The 14,125-nt window shown below is 44.9% G+C and carries 11 protein-coding genes; 7 read left to right on the top strand and 4 right to left on the bottom strand.

The annotated features are described in order from the left end of the window. Window positions 1-22 precede the first annotated feature (22 nt). The 3 genes from JK628_RS17765 to nrfD are packed head-to-tail and all read right to left on the bottom strand — an operon-like array spanning window position 23 to window position 4,730. Window positions 23-3,103, bottom strand: coding sequence for a molybdopterin-dependent oxidoreductase (locus JK628_RS17765; RefSeq protein WP_202286270.1), 3,081 nt, complete (start codon window positions 3,101-3,103; stop codon window positions 23-25). A 4-nt stretch (window positions 3,104-3,107) separates the two neighbouring features. Beyond that, window positions 3,108-3,824, bottom strand: a complete 717-nt coding sequence (dsrO, locus tag JK628_RS17760; protein ID WP_202286269.1) for a sulfate reduction electron transfer complex DsrMKJOP subunit DsrO — start codon at window positions 3,822-3,824, stop codon at window positions 3,108-3,110. Between the two features lie 9 nt (window positions 3,825-3,833). Further along, complete coding sequence (gene nrfD, locus JK628_RS17755) at window positions 3,834-4,730, bottom strand: NrfD/PsrC family molybdoenzyme membrane anchor subunit (protein ID WP_202286268.1); 897 nt, start codon at window positions 4,728-4,730, stop codon at window positions 3,834-3,836. 551 nt (window positions 4,731-5,281) lie between these two features. On the opposite strand from nrfD, the gene JK628_RS17750 reads away from it, so the two are divergent. After that, complete coding sequence (locus tag JK628_RS17750) at window positions 5,282-5,959, top strand: TorF family putative porin (RefSeq protein ID WP_202289866.1); 678 nt, start codon at window positions 5,282-5,284, stop codon at window positions 5,957-5,959. A 149-nt stretch (window positions 5,960-6,108) separates the two neighbouring features. On the opposite strand, the gene JK628_RS17745 is transcribed toward JK628_RS17750, so the two are convergent. Then, window positions 6,109-7,974 (bottom strand): hypothetical protein, encoded by a 1,866-nt coding sequence (locus tag JK628_RS17745; RefSeq protein WP_202286267.1) that lies wholly within the window; start codon window positions 7,972-7,974, stop codon window positions 6,109-6,111. Between the two features lie 276 nt (window positions 7,975-8,250). Between JK628_RS17745 and JK628_RS17740 the strand changes: the two genes are divergently transcribed. The 6 genes from JK628_RS17740 (at window position 8,251) to JK628_RS17715 (ending at window position 13,996) form a co-directional block, all read left to right on the top strand. Further along, window positions 8,251-8,634: an MAPEG family protein gene (locus JK628_RS17740; protein ID WP_202286266.1), complete on the top strand. Its 384-nt coding sequence runs from the start codon at window positions 8,251-8,253 to the stop codon at window positions 8,632-8,634. Between the two features lie 468 nt (window positions 8,635-9,102). Next, the gene (locus JK628_RS17735) at window positions 9,103-10,365 is read left to right on the top strand and encodes an efflux RND transporter periplasmic adaptor subunit (protein WP_202286265.1); all 1,263 of its coding nucleotides are present in this window, start codon (window positions 9,103-9,105) and stop codon (window positions 10,363-10,365) included. A 31-nt stretch (window positions 10,366-10,396) separates the two neighbouring features. Further along, window positions 10,397-10,630, top strand: a complete 234-nt coding sequence (locus JK628_RS17730) for a hypothetical protein (protein WP_202286264.1) — start codon at window positions 10,397-10,399, stop codon at window positions 10,628-10,630. A 58-nt stretch (window positions 10,631-10,688) separates the two neighbouring features. Further along, complete coding sequence (locus tag JK628_RS17725) at window positions 10,689-11,450, top strand: ABC transporter ATP-binding protein (protein WP_202286263.1); 762 nt, start codon at window positions 10,689-10,691, stop codon at window positions 11,448-11,450. A gap of 15 nt (window positions 11,451-11,465) precedes the next feature. Next, window positions 11,466-12,767, top strand: a complete 1,302-nt coding sequence (locus JK628_RS17720) for an ABC transporter permease (RefSeq protein ID WP_202286262.1) — start codon at window positions 11,466-11,468, stop codon at window positions 12,765-12,767. A gap of 17 nt (window positions 12,768-12,784) precedes the next feature. Next, window positions 12,785-13,996, top strand: coding sequence for an ABC transporter permease (locus tag JK628_RS17715; RefSeq protein ID WP_202286261.1), 1,212 nt, complete (start codon window positions 12,785-12,787; stop codon window positions 13,994-13,996). The last annotated feature ends 129 nt before the right edge of the window (window positions 13,997-14,125 follow it).

Genomic DNA, 14,125 nt, shown 5'->3' with positions numbered 1-14,125 from the left:
ACACTCTGAATCGCACTGTCTTTTATACTTTCTTGAGCCCTACCGGAACACCGTGTCTCGCCGTTGAACCGAAGGTTCTATCACGATAAAGACTGGCGCCTTTACGAGTTGGGTCGACTACGTTAAACGCATTGGGGCAGATCCCTGTACCGCGTTCTTTAATTCCTGGACGAACCATACCGTCCACCTCAACCGCACTGGCACCGAATGCGGTATGGCCATAACCCATGCCGATAACAATAGTATTACGCGCAACCGTTTTATCCGCCTGAACGATCCCTTCTAAATACTTGCCCTTAGGTGAAAGCACTTGTGCCTTATCGCCTGATTTCAGGTTGTATTTAGCCGCATCATCCTGATGTAATTGAATATAGTTTGTATCTCCTAATGCTGTGATGCGAGGCAGAGAGACTGAATAAGGGCTACGTAGGTGTAACTTAAAAGTGGAGAAATTAAATGGATAGTCTGTCTCATTCCAGTGTTCTCTAACTGCTGAACCATCCCAGAATCTATCAACATCATAGACAGGCAGACCATCATTGTACTCTCCGCTATAGGAGTCTTTTACTCTGGCTAATGATTCGTTATAGATCTGGAATTGAGTATCCATACGCATTGCCGCGTTGAAAAACTCACCTTCATAACGCTCATCGACACGCTCATAACGTCCACCACGAGTTAGCATGAATGCTGTTGGCCCTATCTCTTGCGGTTTTAAGCGTGCCTCGAACATCGGCAAAGCGCGATCGACACTGGTAAACTTAATGTCTTCTGCCGTTGGCGTCGGTAATACCGTGCCTGTATGAGCTATGTTTGCAAACAGGGGGACATAGAAGTCAGCTGGTGTATTTAGCGGGTATGATCTACCTGCAACATCGGTAAATGCGTTATCGCCAAACCCCTTTAAGCCGATTGCTTTACTGACGTCAATGATAAACTGCTCCATATTGGCATGCTCACCCTTGGCAGTTTTTGCGGTTTGCGCTTCGACAACCGGTACACAAGCCACATCACCAATATATTCGCTGCCCCACATACGTGAACTTGCCCATGCTTCATATTGAAGCGTATCCGGGACAATATAATCCGCAAAAACATTGGTTTCGTTGATATAAGGGTCGAGCGCAATGATCAAGCCCAGCTGCTTAGGGTCTTTGATGGAGTCTTCAACCTGATCTTGTAGACCTGAACAACCGTAAATTGGGTTGGTAGACCAGGTGATCCATGCCTTAAAGTTGAACGGGTTTTTATTGGCATGAGCTACCAGTAACTCGCCACTGTTATCTTGCACAAAGGTGTTGTTCCATGCCTCATTTGCCGGATATGGATCCAGTCCTTGCGCTACTTTCTGCTGGTATTCATGGCTCTGTTCATAATCACCGGAACGCTCGGCATTAAATCCGACCACCTCAGTGTGTTCAAAGTCCATTAAGTTATATAGAGGACCGTCATAGATATCATACATGGTGGCATAGCCCACGCCGCCCATATGCATCATGCCACCCTTAGCATTGTGCGCGCCGACCATAGTCGCTAGCATGATCATCGCAAAGGCAAACTGACCGCCGTCGGTGGCATTACAGCCGGTATTGGTTTCAATAGAAACACTGCGACCATGAGAGGTAAACTCCTTGGCTAACTCTTCTATCTTCGCCACCGGTATTTCACAGCGCTTTGAAAGCTCTTGCATGGAATGGCTGTTGACGCGTTGTTTGAGCAGTGAAAATGCCGTTTCTACCTGTACTAGTGAACCATCATCTAGGGTGACGCTGTCATTATAGAATAGTGTTGCCGCCTGTTCACTATCACCCGTGACCAGTTTTCCGCTTTGCTTATCTATCACCATCTTCACGTCTGCGTCGCCTAATCCACAAGCTTCTGCGGTCAGGAACTGGTTATAAAGAGGGTGTTTTTTATCTTTTACCACTAGGTAGGTGGCGTTGGTGTAATTCATCTCATCGACGGCATCGGCACTTGCCTGACTGGGCGCTTCCAGATAATGTCTGCGGTAGCGATCATGATTAATGATGTACTGCAGCATAGCGAACATTAACGCAGTGTCACCACCGGATTTGATCGGTAGCCACTCACCATTTGCGGTATCAGTTTCCGAGGTTAATGAGCGCAGAATGGGATCGATGACCACATATTTAAAGTCGTCACGATCGCTACGCGCCTTAGATAAACGACGAGAGCCTACATTCAAACCATTGCCGCTGGTGCCAGGGTTCGTGCCGATGAAGATTGCAAACTTTGATTCTTCATAATCGGCTTGAGGCAGCGCCATCTCATCGACAGCGTCAAAACAACCTAAAGCACAGCCTGCAACCTGTTGGTGACCACAGTAAGAATCCTTGGTGCCTATATTGGGTGTTCCCCATGATTCAGCAACGAAACGGTGCATAAAATCGGCGCGCGCACCTTGTTCTGATGAGGTTGAAACTAGCAACTGGTTTTTTACCGGACCAAAATCAGGGTAAGCCGGATTAGCCAATGCAGGGTTTGTATGAATCGCCTTTAACCCTTCGACATGACCCTCACCGAAGAGATCACCGCCATCAACGACCTCTTGCAGCAATTGTTCATAGGAGATAGTTTGCCACTTGTTTTCACCACGATTACCGACTCGCTTCATACAAGAGGTAATGCGGTGTTTATCATCAAAGGCATCGGGAACCGCGTTACCACGACCACACAGCGTAGCCCGATTACTTTGACTCAGGCCACTGGCCGCAGATAGCTGGAACATCGCATCCTTAGGCGATGTTTCCATTGTCATTGGCTGCCCAGCATTATTAGTCAAGGTGTAAGGGTTACCCACGGCGCGTAACACCTTGTCGCTCTTATTATCAATGCTTAACCGCGCACCACAGACATTGAAGCAACCATAACACTTGGAAAAAGCGAAGCGCTGATCCTGGTTTTCAATCATCTTATTGTCCGCATCGAAGCGATATTCAGGCGTTAATGAAGTGGGTGCATATCTGCTAATATCGGCATCAGTGGTTTTACTGCGGGCCGAGCTCAACACTTGAGTACTGATGGTACCAGCAGTCACTACAGCGGCAGCTGAACCTGCCTTTAAAAATTTTCTACGATCCATGGTGCTACCTCTGCCACAATTGAGGATAATGTATACTGAACGCGGTGTTGCTCTCTTCTTGCGTCAAGCCAATATAAAAAACATTAGGTGAAGTCTGCTTGCTCGCCTGCAGTACCATAGGGTTACTCTGGCTGAGCAGTTTGGATATTTCACTATTCACATCGTTAATATCACCAAAGACACGTGCACCACCGGTACAGGTTTCGACACACGCAGGCAGCAAGCCTCTGGAAGTACGTTGAATGCAGAAGTTACACTTATCTACGGTACCGGTTGTCGAGTTAGTGAAACGAACCCCGCCGTATGGGCACGCCTGAATACAGTAGTTACACCCTATGCAAAGCGTAGAATCGACGACGACGATGCCGTCTTCTTCACGCTTGAATGTCGCGCCCGTCGGACAAACAGACACGCATGAGGGGTCTTCACAGTTGTTACACATGATTGGCAAATTGAATGCGAACTGTTTGTCGCCAATTTCCGCACTGGTTTGAATAACCTGGGTGCGATGTTCATCGGGTTTGGTGCCATTCTCCATGCCACAGGAGACAACACACGCTTTACAACCATTGCATCGGCTAAGATCTATCACCATGGCCAGACGCTTTTTCCCTTGTTGACGGACTGAGGCTATGGCACTGCCCGCAGGCATGAACATAACTCCAGTTGTCGTAATTGCGCCGCCAGCTAAAAAACGGAGGGCTCTTCTTCTATCTAACATCCTAGACTCCTAATAATACTGACCAGCGAGTAGAACCGAATAGCGCAAGCAAAATGCACCCATTAATATCAACACAGCTAACAAGTATTCTTTGCTATGAGACACAGCGGTCTTGCTAATAATTGATGTAAAGTTCAGCAGTAACGGCATGATTAATCCGATCAAAATGGCACCAACCCACCAAATAGCACCAGCAGTGCTTGAAAGTGAAAGAAGATTGTCCATCCCGTTGAATATACTGATGTTGTAAATTGAATAGGCGAACACACAGACCGTAAGAACCTCGAGAGCTAACAGTGCAGAATCTGATTTAGCGAAAGTGTGATTAACATCGGCGATCTTCAGGCGGGTTTTAATGATTAACACTACAGCTGCCCCACAAGAAAGTGCCGACATTAAAAAAATCACCACTAAAATACTGTTTGACCAAACCAAGTTATGGTTGATATCACCGATAAGTAATGCGGTATATGAAGCGATGCAGACAGCAAAAATTACATTGATCGCAGCAAACGGTCGGCTATAGCTCGGCTGATCAGCTTTAGCTCTAAATGACAAACAAAATAGCGAGGAAAAAATAATCGCCAAGGTGAGTAGCCAGGTACCGATGCTCATCATTGAGCTGGGCTCAATGGTCATAAACAGGCGATAGAATCGGAAAAACTTAACGACATCAATATTAGCAATCCCGTATTGGAATGTGGTTAGATCGAATACGATCATTCCCGTGCCAAGCATTAGTAACAAGGTACCCACAATGGCACTTATTTTTGCCGTATTTAAGTGATGCGGCACTTGAACTTTATTCGATAGCACAAGGCAACCACTAATAAAAAGTGCTCCAGCTCCAGCTCCAGCTAAAAATAGATAAGCTGCGACTAACAACCCCCAATGAACTTCGTGCATAAACACCCCTTAGTATATTGTTATCACTTCATTGTAAGTATTCAGCCTATTTAAAATAAATTGGATGAATAAGACGAGGAAGCGATGTCGAAAGAAAAATCAAAATAGATCTTGAGGTAAATAATACAGAACATAAATAGATATAAAGAACTGCTAAGTCACACAACTTATTAAAAGCGTATTTAAGATCTATTTGTTAGACTTAAATCGTTTTTTTATGAATTCAGTAAATACATTTTTATGAATTATGAAAAGCAGGTTTTCAATGTAAGTCGTTGTTTATTATCGGTTTGGCGTTTTGTTGTTAGCTGTTTTGTAAATTTAAAAATATATAGGTGATAATAAAGGCCATATCTCTAAAAATAAAAAACGCCTTTATTATAATGTGAAAATAAAAACCGCAATCACAAATGAATATAAAGTTGCAATCATATCTGTGTTTTTGAAATTAAATTTAATAAAAACAATCTAAAGATTGTAAGGTAAGTACTGATAACAATTGATGTGAAACAAACATTACAACATAGTATTATTTAAAATAAGGGTTAATGATGAAGAAATTACTATTATCATCGTGCATCATGGCAATAGCGATGAGTGCCACTCAGACAGTTGCTGCTGAAGAGAGTCAATTTACAGCATCTGGTAAAATGATGGCTTTAAGTAACTATCTCTGGCGTGGGCAAACCATCAGTGATGATAAGCCATCGCTGCAAGCCGATCTAATGGTGGAACATGATAGTGGCTTTTATCTAGGAACCTCATTTGAGACCTATCGCTATGAGGACGCGGATACTGTGGTTAAGGATTACGAGATTGACTACTACGCTGGTTATTATCTGATGGCCACTGACGATCTTGGCTTTGGCTTCAATGCCATGAAGTACACTTATGGAGATGGTGGCGACACTGTAGAATATGCTTTATCTGTTGATTATCAAGCAATGAATCTAGCGGCTAACTACGATCAGGATTTGGAAACTTGGTATACAGAGTTGAACTACTCATTCGCGCTATTTAACGACAGTAGCTTGGTAGCACACGTAGGCCTGTATACTGATGCAGAAGCCTATGAGTTTGATGATAATGGTGAAGTTGCTGACACTGCTTATGATATCGCACTGCGTTATAACTACCCTTTACTAGCCCAACTTGATCTTATGCTCGAAGCTAGTTATCACGAATTTAACGATGATCACTACATGGTGGGTTTAGCGTATAGCTTTTAACCTTTCGCGCAAGAGTGTCAGATCCAAAAAGAGAGTGGCAAGCAGTATTGTTACTTCAGGTTAATTGCGTTTTTGCTAGCGTTTGCAATCTAATTCAATGAAACATAAAAAAATAGCGCCTTATTAGGCGCTATTTTTTATGATAAAAGTTAAATTTTATCGAAGGACTCTCGTGTTTGTTGGCACTTTTCAAGTGTTGCATGTAGTGGTTTTAGCGCTAATTGCAACTTTCTCTTGGTGTGGTTGCGGCACATTCTGGCGATAATTAAAACAACCACAAAAAACAGGCTAAATAACACCATAGGTGTATAGCTAATCGGCAAGGAGAGTGAATTGGTTAGGCCAAACACCAGATTCCATACGTCGTTAGGCACCAGCGGCGCAAGCAGGTTCATCACATCGTGGAAGTAAATCGTACTGCCAATGGCTAGCGCAAACAGTAATATGACAATAGTTTGGCTTTTACCCGATATGCGTCCCCAGCTAGTCATCGACTCTGGCTCAATCAGGTTATCTTTACTGATATTATAATAGAACTCGTCATAATCAGTTCGGCAAGCTGTCCCTTCAACTTTGCTGCTGCCTAGCAAGATCCAATCACCGATGTCGGCAGAGCCTAGCAGCGACCTAGCTGCTTTAAAGCTTTGCACTTCGCCCTCGGGCGTTTCCACAGTGAGTTCACCGTAGAGGTTGGAGTTTCTTTGTCTATGACTAGAGGTCTCTGTTCTATATTCGGAGCGGACACTGCCGTAACCATTTCTGTAATCAGTACGGGTTGTTCTAGTGGTGACATTTGTATCATCGCTGACGCTGGTGCCGACCTCTTTATCGGTGACGCGGACAATACTCGATGAGGTCGATAACGTGCATTGATAATTCTTGGCGAAGAGGTGCTTGTGTTGATGCTCTGTATTGTCGACAGTAGAAAATGGCGCACACACTTGTAATATCTTGTCGCGGCGAGTCATACGTTGGCGTGGAGCACTGGTGATCGGGGTGACATTATCACTTGTCGCAGTCATAGCATGGGACTGCTCGCTGCTTAGCCCGGTATCAGTAGTGGTTGCCGTCGTTGTTTCAGAGTCAGCGCTTGTACTCTCATTTTCGATGCCGCTAGTGGATACCAGCTTTGGTGCTGCTTCAATGAATATAGCGGGTGCTTCATTTAGCTGGGATTGACCACAACAATGACAATAATGATAGTGACTATTGATCAGCTGTTCACAACTAATGCAGTACACGTCATCATTTTTGGCTTTTCGACCGCGGCGATCATAGCCCATATCTGAGTTTGACACGCCAAGGATCCGCTTGACGGTGCGTTTGATTTCATCATATCTTGCGGTTTCAGCTTCAAATGTCTTGGTTTTGCTACTAATTCTATAGATTGAACCGAAGAGGGTGAGTAGCGCGGTAATAACACCAGCGGCTTCAGCGTTATAAAGATCGAAAAACAGCCCTGATATTGCGGCAATGGCAGAGAAGAAAAGGGTACTGCTAAAGGTGGCAAACTTTGAAAACTCTTCAGGCTGATAAACTGGGTTTAGAATTGACTCTTGGCCTGAATCACGATGAAAAATAACTGCGGTAGCGGCTTCGGTGTGGGTCACAATGCGCTTGTCGTTAGCATCGGCGAGCTTGTAGTTTAGGTTATAGCTCGTTGGCTGCAGAAAGGTCATGATATCACCTTTGGTCACGCTATCGAAAGAGCTATCCTCTGAGCTGATACTGATGGTAAAAGGTTCATCTTTCTCATTATTAAGCGTAAGAAACCAGTATGAGTAATATAGGGTTTCGCTATCGTTACCGCCACTTCGGTGTACGCGTTTGTAATGGTGAGTTTTTTCAACCCAACCCGTATAAATATTCGCATCAGGGCAGTGGGTTAATAGGGCTTCAATAATATCTGGATAGTGTTGCTCAAGAGATTTTATGGATAGCGTGTTGTCAATTTTATCGCCGCAATCAGGGCAAAAACTATCATTGATAAAAAGTGGGCTAGAACAGTGCTGCATCTATAGTCCTTTATAATTGATTATCCGTAAAAAACGGCTTCCGTCGCCATAATACTGCTTACATGCTTTGCGCTGGACAAAGTAAGGCATAATGATGACATACTATTAATTTTGTATTATAAAAGTCAATTAAATTAATAGCTTTAGTTATTCCTTATATTTTAGGACCTATAGCTAGGTACAGGCTCTGGCTCAGCTGTGTCTGATGTTGTCGGTTATGTTAAGGTGCTGCTCAAATTAAAAAGCTAAAACAATAAATTAAAAAAGGATCCTAATATGACCACTTTACTTATCTGTTTGCTCATTGCGATGTTACTGCCTTATGTTGCTAAAGGACCTGTGGCGGTCGCGATGGCGAAACTGGGTGGCTATGACAATAGTCACCCCCGTGAGCAGCAATCAAAGCTAACAGGTTTTGGTGCAAGAGCGGTTGCGGGACATCAGAATGCCTTCGAATCATTGCTTATTTTCGGCCTTGCTGTGTTGGTTGTACTCGCGACGGGTAAGGTGAACATGGTCGCCGAGACCGCCGCCATTGTGCATGTAGCTGCTCGGGTGGCTTACCAAGTGCTATATCTAAAAGATATGGGCAGCTTGAGAAGCCTATCTTGGTTTGTCGCTATCATCGCCAGCTTTACCGTTTTCTGCCAAGCGTTTTAAAGAAAGGCAGGTGCTAGGAAAGGCAGGTGCTAGGAAAGGCAGGTGCTAGGAAATGCAGGTTCTAGGAATGGCAGGCGCTAGCAGGTTCTTGGCAGAGCAGGTGCTAGGAAATGCGGCGTGGTATTAACGGTTAATACAGCGGAACCTAGCTCCTATAACCTCGAACCTGCTCATTCTCAAACCTCAAACCTAGCCCCTAGAACCTGCTTGCTTTCAAACCTAGCTCCTAGCCCCTGTTCATTCTCAAACCTGCTTCTAAATATTTCGGACACTTTCCCTATATCGGACAATCAAATAGATGAACGGACACTTTTAACAAGTGACCGCGGACACTATTGACTGTCCGCTGAGGCTGGATAGTATTTTAGATGTTGTTAATAAAGGTTTTTTATTTTTTGGCACACAGTTTGTATTAATAAGCCTATCGGAATAGATATTGTAGATATCGGACACAAATAGGGACAGCAGATGATTCAGGATACCAGCGCACAAGATACAGTTAAACAGCCAAGCAAGGTGAACAAGGTTAAGCGCCCTGCAATGTTGGGTATTGCGGCACTGTTGGTGTCAGGTTTGGTTTGGTCAAGTATGGGGAGCGATTCTGTTGCCACTTCAATCAAGCGTTCTGAACTGAGGTTTGCCACGCTAGAGCGCGGTACGCTTATACGTGATATCCCCACTACTGGAAAAATTGTTGCTGCTAACGCACCAGTCCTTTATAGCCCTGAACAGGGGAGTGTTACCTTGCTTGCCAAGCCGGGTGACCGTGTCGAGCAGGGCGATATTGTGGCCTCTATCGAAAGCCACAAGTTGACCAATAATCTAAAGCAGCAAGAAGCGCTGCTCGAAGGCATGAAAAGCTCACTAGAACGTGCCCGCCTCGATGCGCGTAGACAACAACTAAAAGCACAGCAAACACTGGATATTGCGGAGGTAGACTTAGAGGCCGCGGATCGTGAAAGTCGCCGTGGTGATCAACTGATCCAGTCCAAGTTAATTAGCAAAATTGATTTTGAAAAAAGTAAAGATGATTTGCATAAAGCAAAGCTGATGTTTGCTCATGCGGGTCAAGAAGCGTTACTGATGAAAGACACCCTAACCTTCGAGTTAAAGAACACTGCGTTAGAGGTCGATCGTCAAGCGTTAGTGGTGAAAGAGCTAGAGCGTCAAGTCGCGGCGCTTAATATTATTGCTCCTGTTGGCGGCATTATTGGTAATTGGCTAACAGAGCAAAAAGCGCGAATCGGCTCAAGCCAACCCATTTTAACCGTGGTGGATTTGAGTGCTTTTGAAGCCGAGCTTGCTGTACCAGAGTCATACGCCGATGAGTTAGGGCTAGGGATGGCGGTAGAGCTGAGTTTTGGCGCTATCACCATGATGGGAGAGCTTGCCTCTATCTCACCTGAAGTGCGTAACCGTGAAGTCACTGCCAGAGTGCGCTTCGAACAGAACGACAGCCTGCATCTACGTCAGAATCAGCGTCTTTCAGCACGAGTGTTATTAGAGCATAGAGCGAATGTATTAATGGTAAAACGCGGTGCATTTGTCACGAGTGGTGGCGGGCAAGAAGTCTACGTAATGCAAGGTGATATTGCTGAGCATATGCCTATTCAACTTGGTGCTCGCAGCATGAGCCATATTGAAGTGATTCAAGGCGGCAAGGTGGGTGATGTTTGGGTGACCTCAAGCGTTGAGCCTTTCAAAAAAGCGCCACAAGTTCTTGTTCGCTAGTTGATGAATATCAAATCTTAGGAGTTTGAAAATGACTAAATTTAAAAGCCCTCAGTTAGTGACAGCATTGGCGTTATTCATGCTGATAGTTGCGGTACAAGTATCGACTGACAGTGCCGGTGAGTGGATATTCATTGGTCTCGATTTAATCGAGTTGACCAACGACAGCTCATTTAATTTACCCAGTATTGCAGATGTGGCGCTAATTACGAGCGATGACATCAGCCAGATTTTGCTTTCAATCTTGCATTGTTTAGCGGACTAACGACTTAAATAACCTGAATTCGGGTTAGTAAACAAAATTAATTAAGGGAATATTAACCATGTTATCAATGAAAAACATCAGCAAGGTATTTAAAACGGACTTAGTCGAAACCCATGCACTGCGCGATTTCAATCTAGATGTACAAGAGGGTGAGTTCGTCGCGGTAACAGGACCATCAGGCTCAGGAAAAACCACTTTTTTGAATATTGCGGGTCTGCTCGAAGGTTTTACCCATGGCGATTTCTTTCTTGATGGCGTCAACATCTCAAACCTTAGCGACAACAAGAGTGCGGCAATTCGAAATGAGAAGATAGGCTTTATCTTTCAGGGATTCAATTTGATCGCTGATCTTAACTTAGCCGAAAACGTTGAAGTGCCATTACGCTATCGCGGCTTTAATGCTAAAGAGCGTAAAGTGCGTGTAGAGCGTGCGTTAGAGCAAGTTGGTTTAGCTGCAAGAATGAAACATCTACCAACACAGCTTTCTGGTGGGCAGCAGCAGCGCGTTGCAATAGCACGAGCACTAGCGGGTGAGCCACACTTCCTACTTGCCGATGAGCCAACAGGTAACCTTGATAGCCTAATGGCAAGACAGGTTATGGAGCTGTTAGAGGACATTAATAAGGCGGGAACCACCATTATCATGGTGACTCACGATGCTGAATTAGCGCGTCGTGCCCAGCGAAATATTCAGATTGTCGATGGCCAAGTTTGTGATTTCACTATGTATCAGGGTGAACATGGCAGCGTTGCACAAGCCGCTTCAGCGCAGGACAAAAATGCTGAAATTATTTCAGTTGCATCAGCTGTAGCATCATAATCGAGGGAGATAACTATGTTTTTTTATTATTTAGATCTCGCATGGCGCAGCATAAAGAAAACCCCCTTTCTATCGCTACTGATGGTGTTGGCTATCTCTATCGGGATCGGGATAACCATTACCACTCTTAATATTTATAAGATGGCATCGATTAACCCTGCTGGAGAGCGTTCATCAACGCTATTTGCGGTGCAGCTGATGAGCCAAGATGTTGATACATGGCAACGCATCAATGAGCAGATCACCTATCAAGATGCTACCAATTTGCTCAAAAGCGAAGTGCCAGTGCGTCAAACGGCAATGTTTCGTACCGGGCTTGCAGTACAAACTGAAGATGAGAACTTCTCACCCATTCTAGAAGGAGTTCGTGTTGTAGAGGGGGACTTCTTTAGCATGTTTGCAGTGCCATTTTTACATGGCGGCACTTGGAGTAAGCAAGTTGACCAAGAGGGCGGTTACAAGGTTGTTATCAGTGAAGAGCTCAACAACAAAGCCTTGGGCGGCGGCAACAATATAGGCAAGACATTGATGCTCAACCGCAAACCCTATCAAGTGGTCGGCATCACCAAAACCTGGAATCCAAGCCCCAAGTATTACGACGTCAATAATGGTGCATTTAATGATTCAGAGCAGATTTTTGTGCCGTTCTCTTTAGCTCCTATCGAGGAGTTTGAAAGCTGGGGGAATAACAACAGCTGGCGTCATGAAGATATTAGAAATTATAACGACCGCCTCAACTCTGAAATGCATTGGATCCAATACTGGGCAGAGCTTGGCTCACCCGCTATGCAGCAAGAATACAAGGAGTGGTTAGTCCGTTACGTTGAGCAGCAAAAGGCATTGGGCCGTTTTAAACGTCCGGATGCCAAAGGTGAAATATCGGATGTTGCAACTTGGCTGACCACTAACAATGTGGTGCCAGAAGATAACAAGGTACTGGTTGGCCTAAGTGTATTGTTCTTGATTGTGTGCTTAGTCAACATGTTGGGGCTCTTACTGGCTAAGTTCCTTAAGCGAGCGCCCGAAGTGGGTGTAAGGCGCGCCATTGGGGCGAGTCGATTGCAGATTTTTGCCCAGCACCTTGTTGAAGTCGGTCTGATTGGCTTTTGTGGTGGCGTATTCGGATTGTTATGGGCATGGCTTGCATTGTATTTTCTGGCATCGCGATTCGAGCTTGAAGCCTCTTTATCTCAGCTCGATCAGAGTATGTGGTTCATTGCACCGGTTATCGCCGTTTCAGCGGCAATCATCGCTGGTATCTACCCCGCTTGGCGCATTTGTAGCACTAATCCAAGCGTTTACCTCAAGAGCCAGTAACGGAAAAGGAATTTAACATGTTTCAGATTAAACCCATTGTCAGTATGTTGCTGCACAATAAGAGTGGTCCGCTATTGTTGCTGATCCAAATTATTCTCTCGGTTGCTATTGTGGCTAATGCCAGCTTTATCATTAGTGAGCGTATCGGCTTGATGAATCGAGATTCGGGAATTGCTGAGTCAGAGGTGTTTGACTTTAGTATCTACAACTTTGATGACAGTGTTGATCCTGTCACGCAGCCACTTCGAGATCTCGATATTATTCGACAACTTGACGGAGTTAAGGCCGCTACATTGACCAGTATGACGCCATTGAGTGGCGGTGGCTGGTCATCAAACTTCTCCCATGGTACCAGTGAAGAGGATCGTAAAGATGGTCCCAACGCCGCTATCTATTATGGCGATGAGCAGATGATCCCAACCCTCGGGCTCAACTTAATTGAAGGGCGCAACTTTTACCCTGATGAAGTTAATGCTGGTGGGCCGGAGCTTGCGAGTTTAGCGATAGTGTCAGCGCAGTTTGCTAAAGATACCTTTGGAGATGAACCTGCCGTAGGCAAGGTGATGTATCGCGGTAATATTGGTACCCAACCAATGAAGATTATCGGCGTGGTAGAGCGTCTGCAAGGTGCTTGGGTTGATAACGATAATTTGGATCTCAGTATTATTCTTAATGTGGAGCTGGCTTCATCATTTAACCGTATCTTAGTAAGAGCGGATGAAGCTGCCATTGTCGGATTAAAAGAGGCGATTCCAACTGCGCTGCATAAAGAGCACCCTAATCGTGTTGTCAGAGGCTTTACCACCATTAGTGAGCACCGTACTAGCGTATACCGTAACCATGAGTTGATGGCGACTGTGTTGTCTATGATGGTGGTGTTACTGCTGCTTATCACCTCTTTGGGGTTAGCGGGAATGGTAATGTTTAATATTGAGCGCCGTACAAAGCAAATTGGTACTCGCCGTGCGCTAGGGGCTAAAAAACGCGACATCATTAGCTTCTTCTTAGTTGAAAACTACCTAATATGCCTCATCGGTGGCGTATTAGGAGGGCTCATCGCAGTGCAGTTGGGGCAGCAATTAATGACCTTGTACAGCCTGCCGAAGTTGGATCTTATTTATCCGCTAGTGACAGTGGCCGGTCTATTGGTCTTAACGACTGTGGCTGTGATATTACCGGCTCGAAAAGCGGCTAACATCTCTCCGGCAATAGCCACCAGAAGCGTCTAGATAGGTTAATCAACCGCCCAAAGCTAGCTGCTGTATGGGCGGTTGATTATTGAAATTTAAGGTGTTTACCTTTATCTCTGTTTCGCTTTACGTTAGTTTTAGGCAAGTCTTAAATTACCCTCTCATTAT

Source organism: Shewanella sp. KX20019, assembly GCF_016757755.1.
Taxonomy (GTDB): domain Bacteria; phylum Pseudomonadota; class Gammaproteobacteria; order Enterobacterales; family Shewanellaceae; genus Shewanella.
The sequence above is the reverse complement of the archived record's forward strand: the minus strand, read 5'-3'. Positions and strand labels throughout refer to the sequence as shown.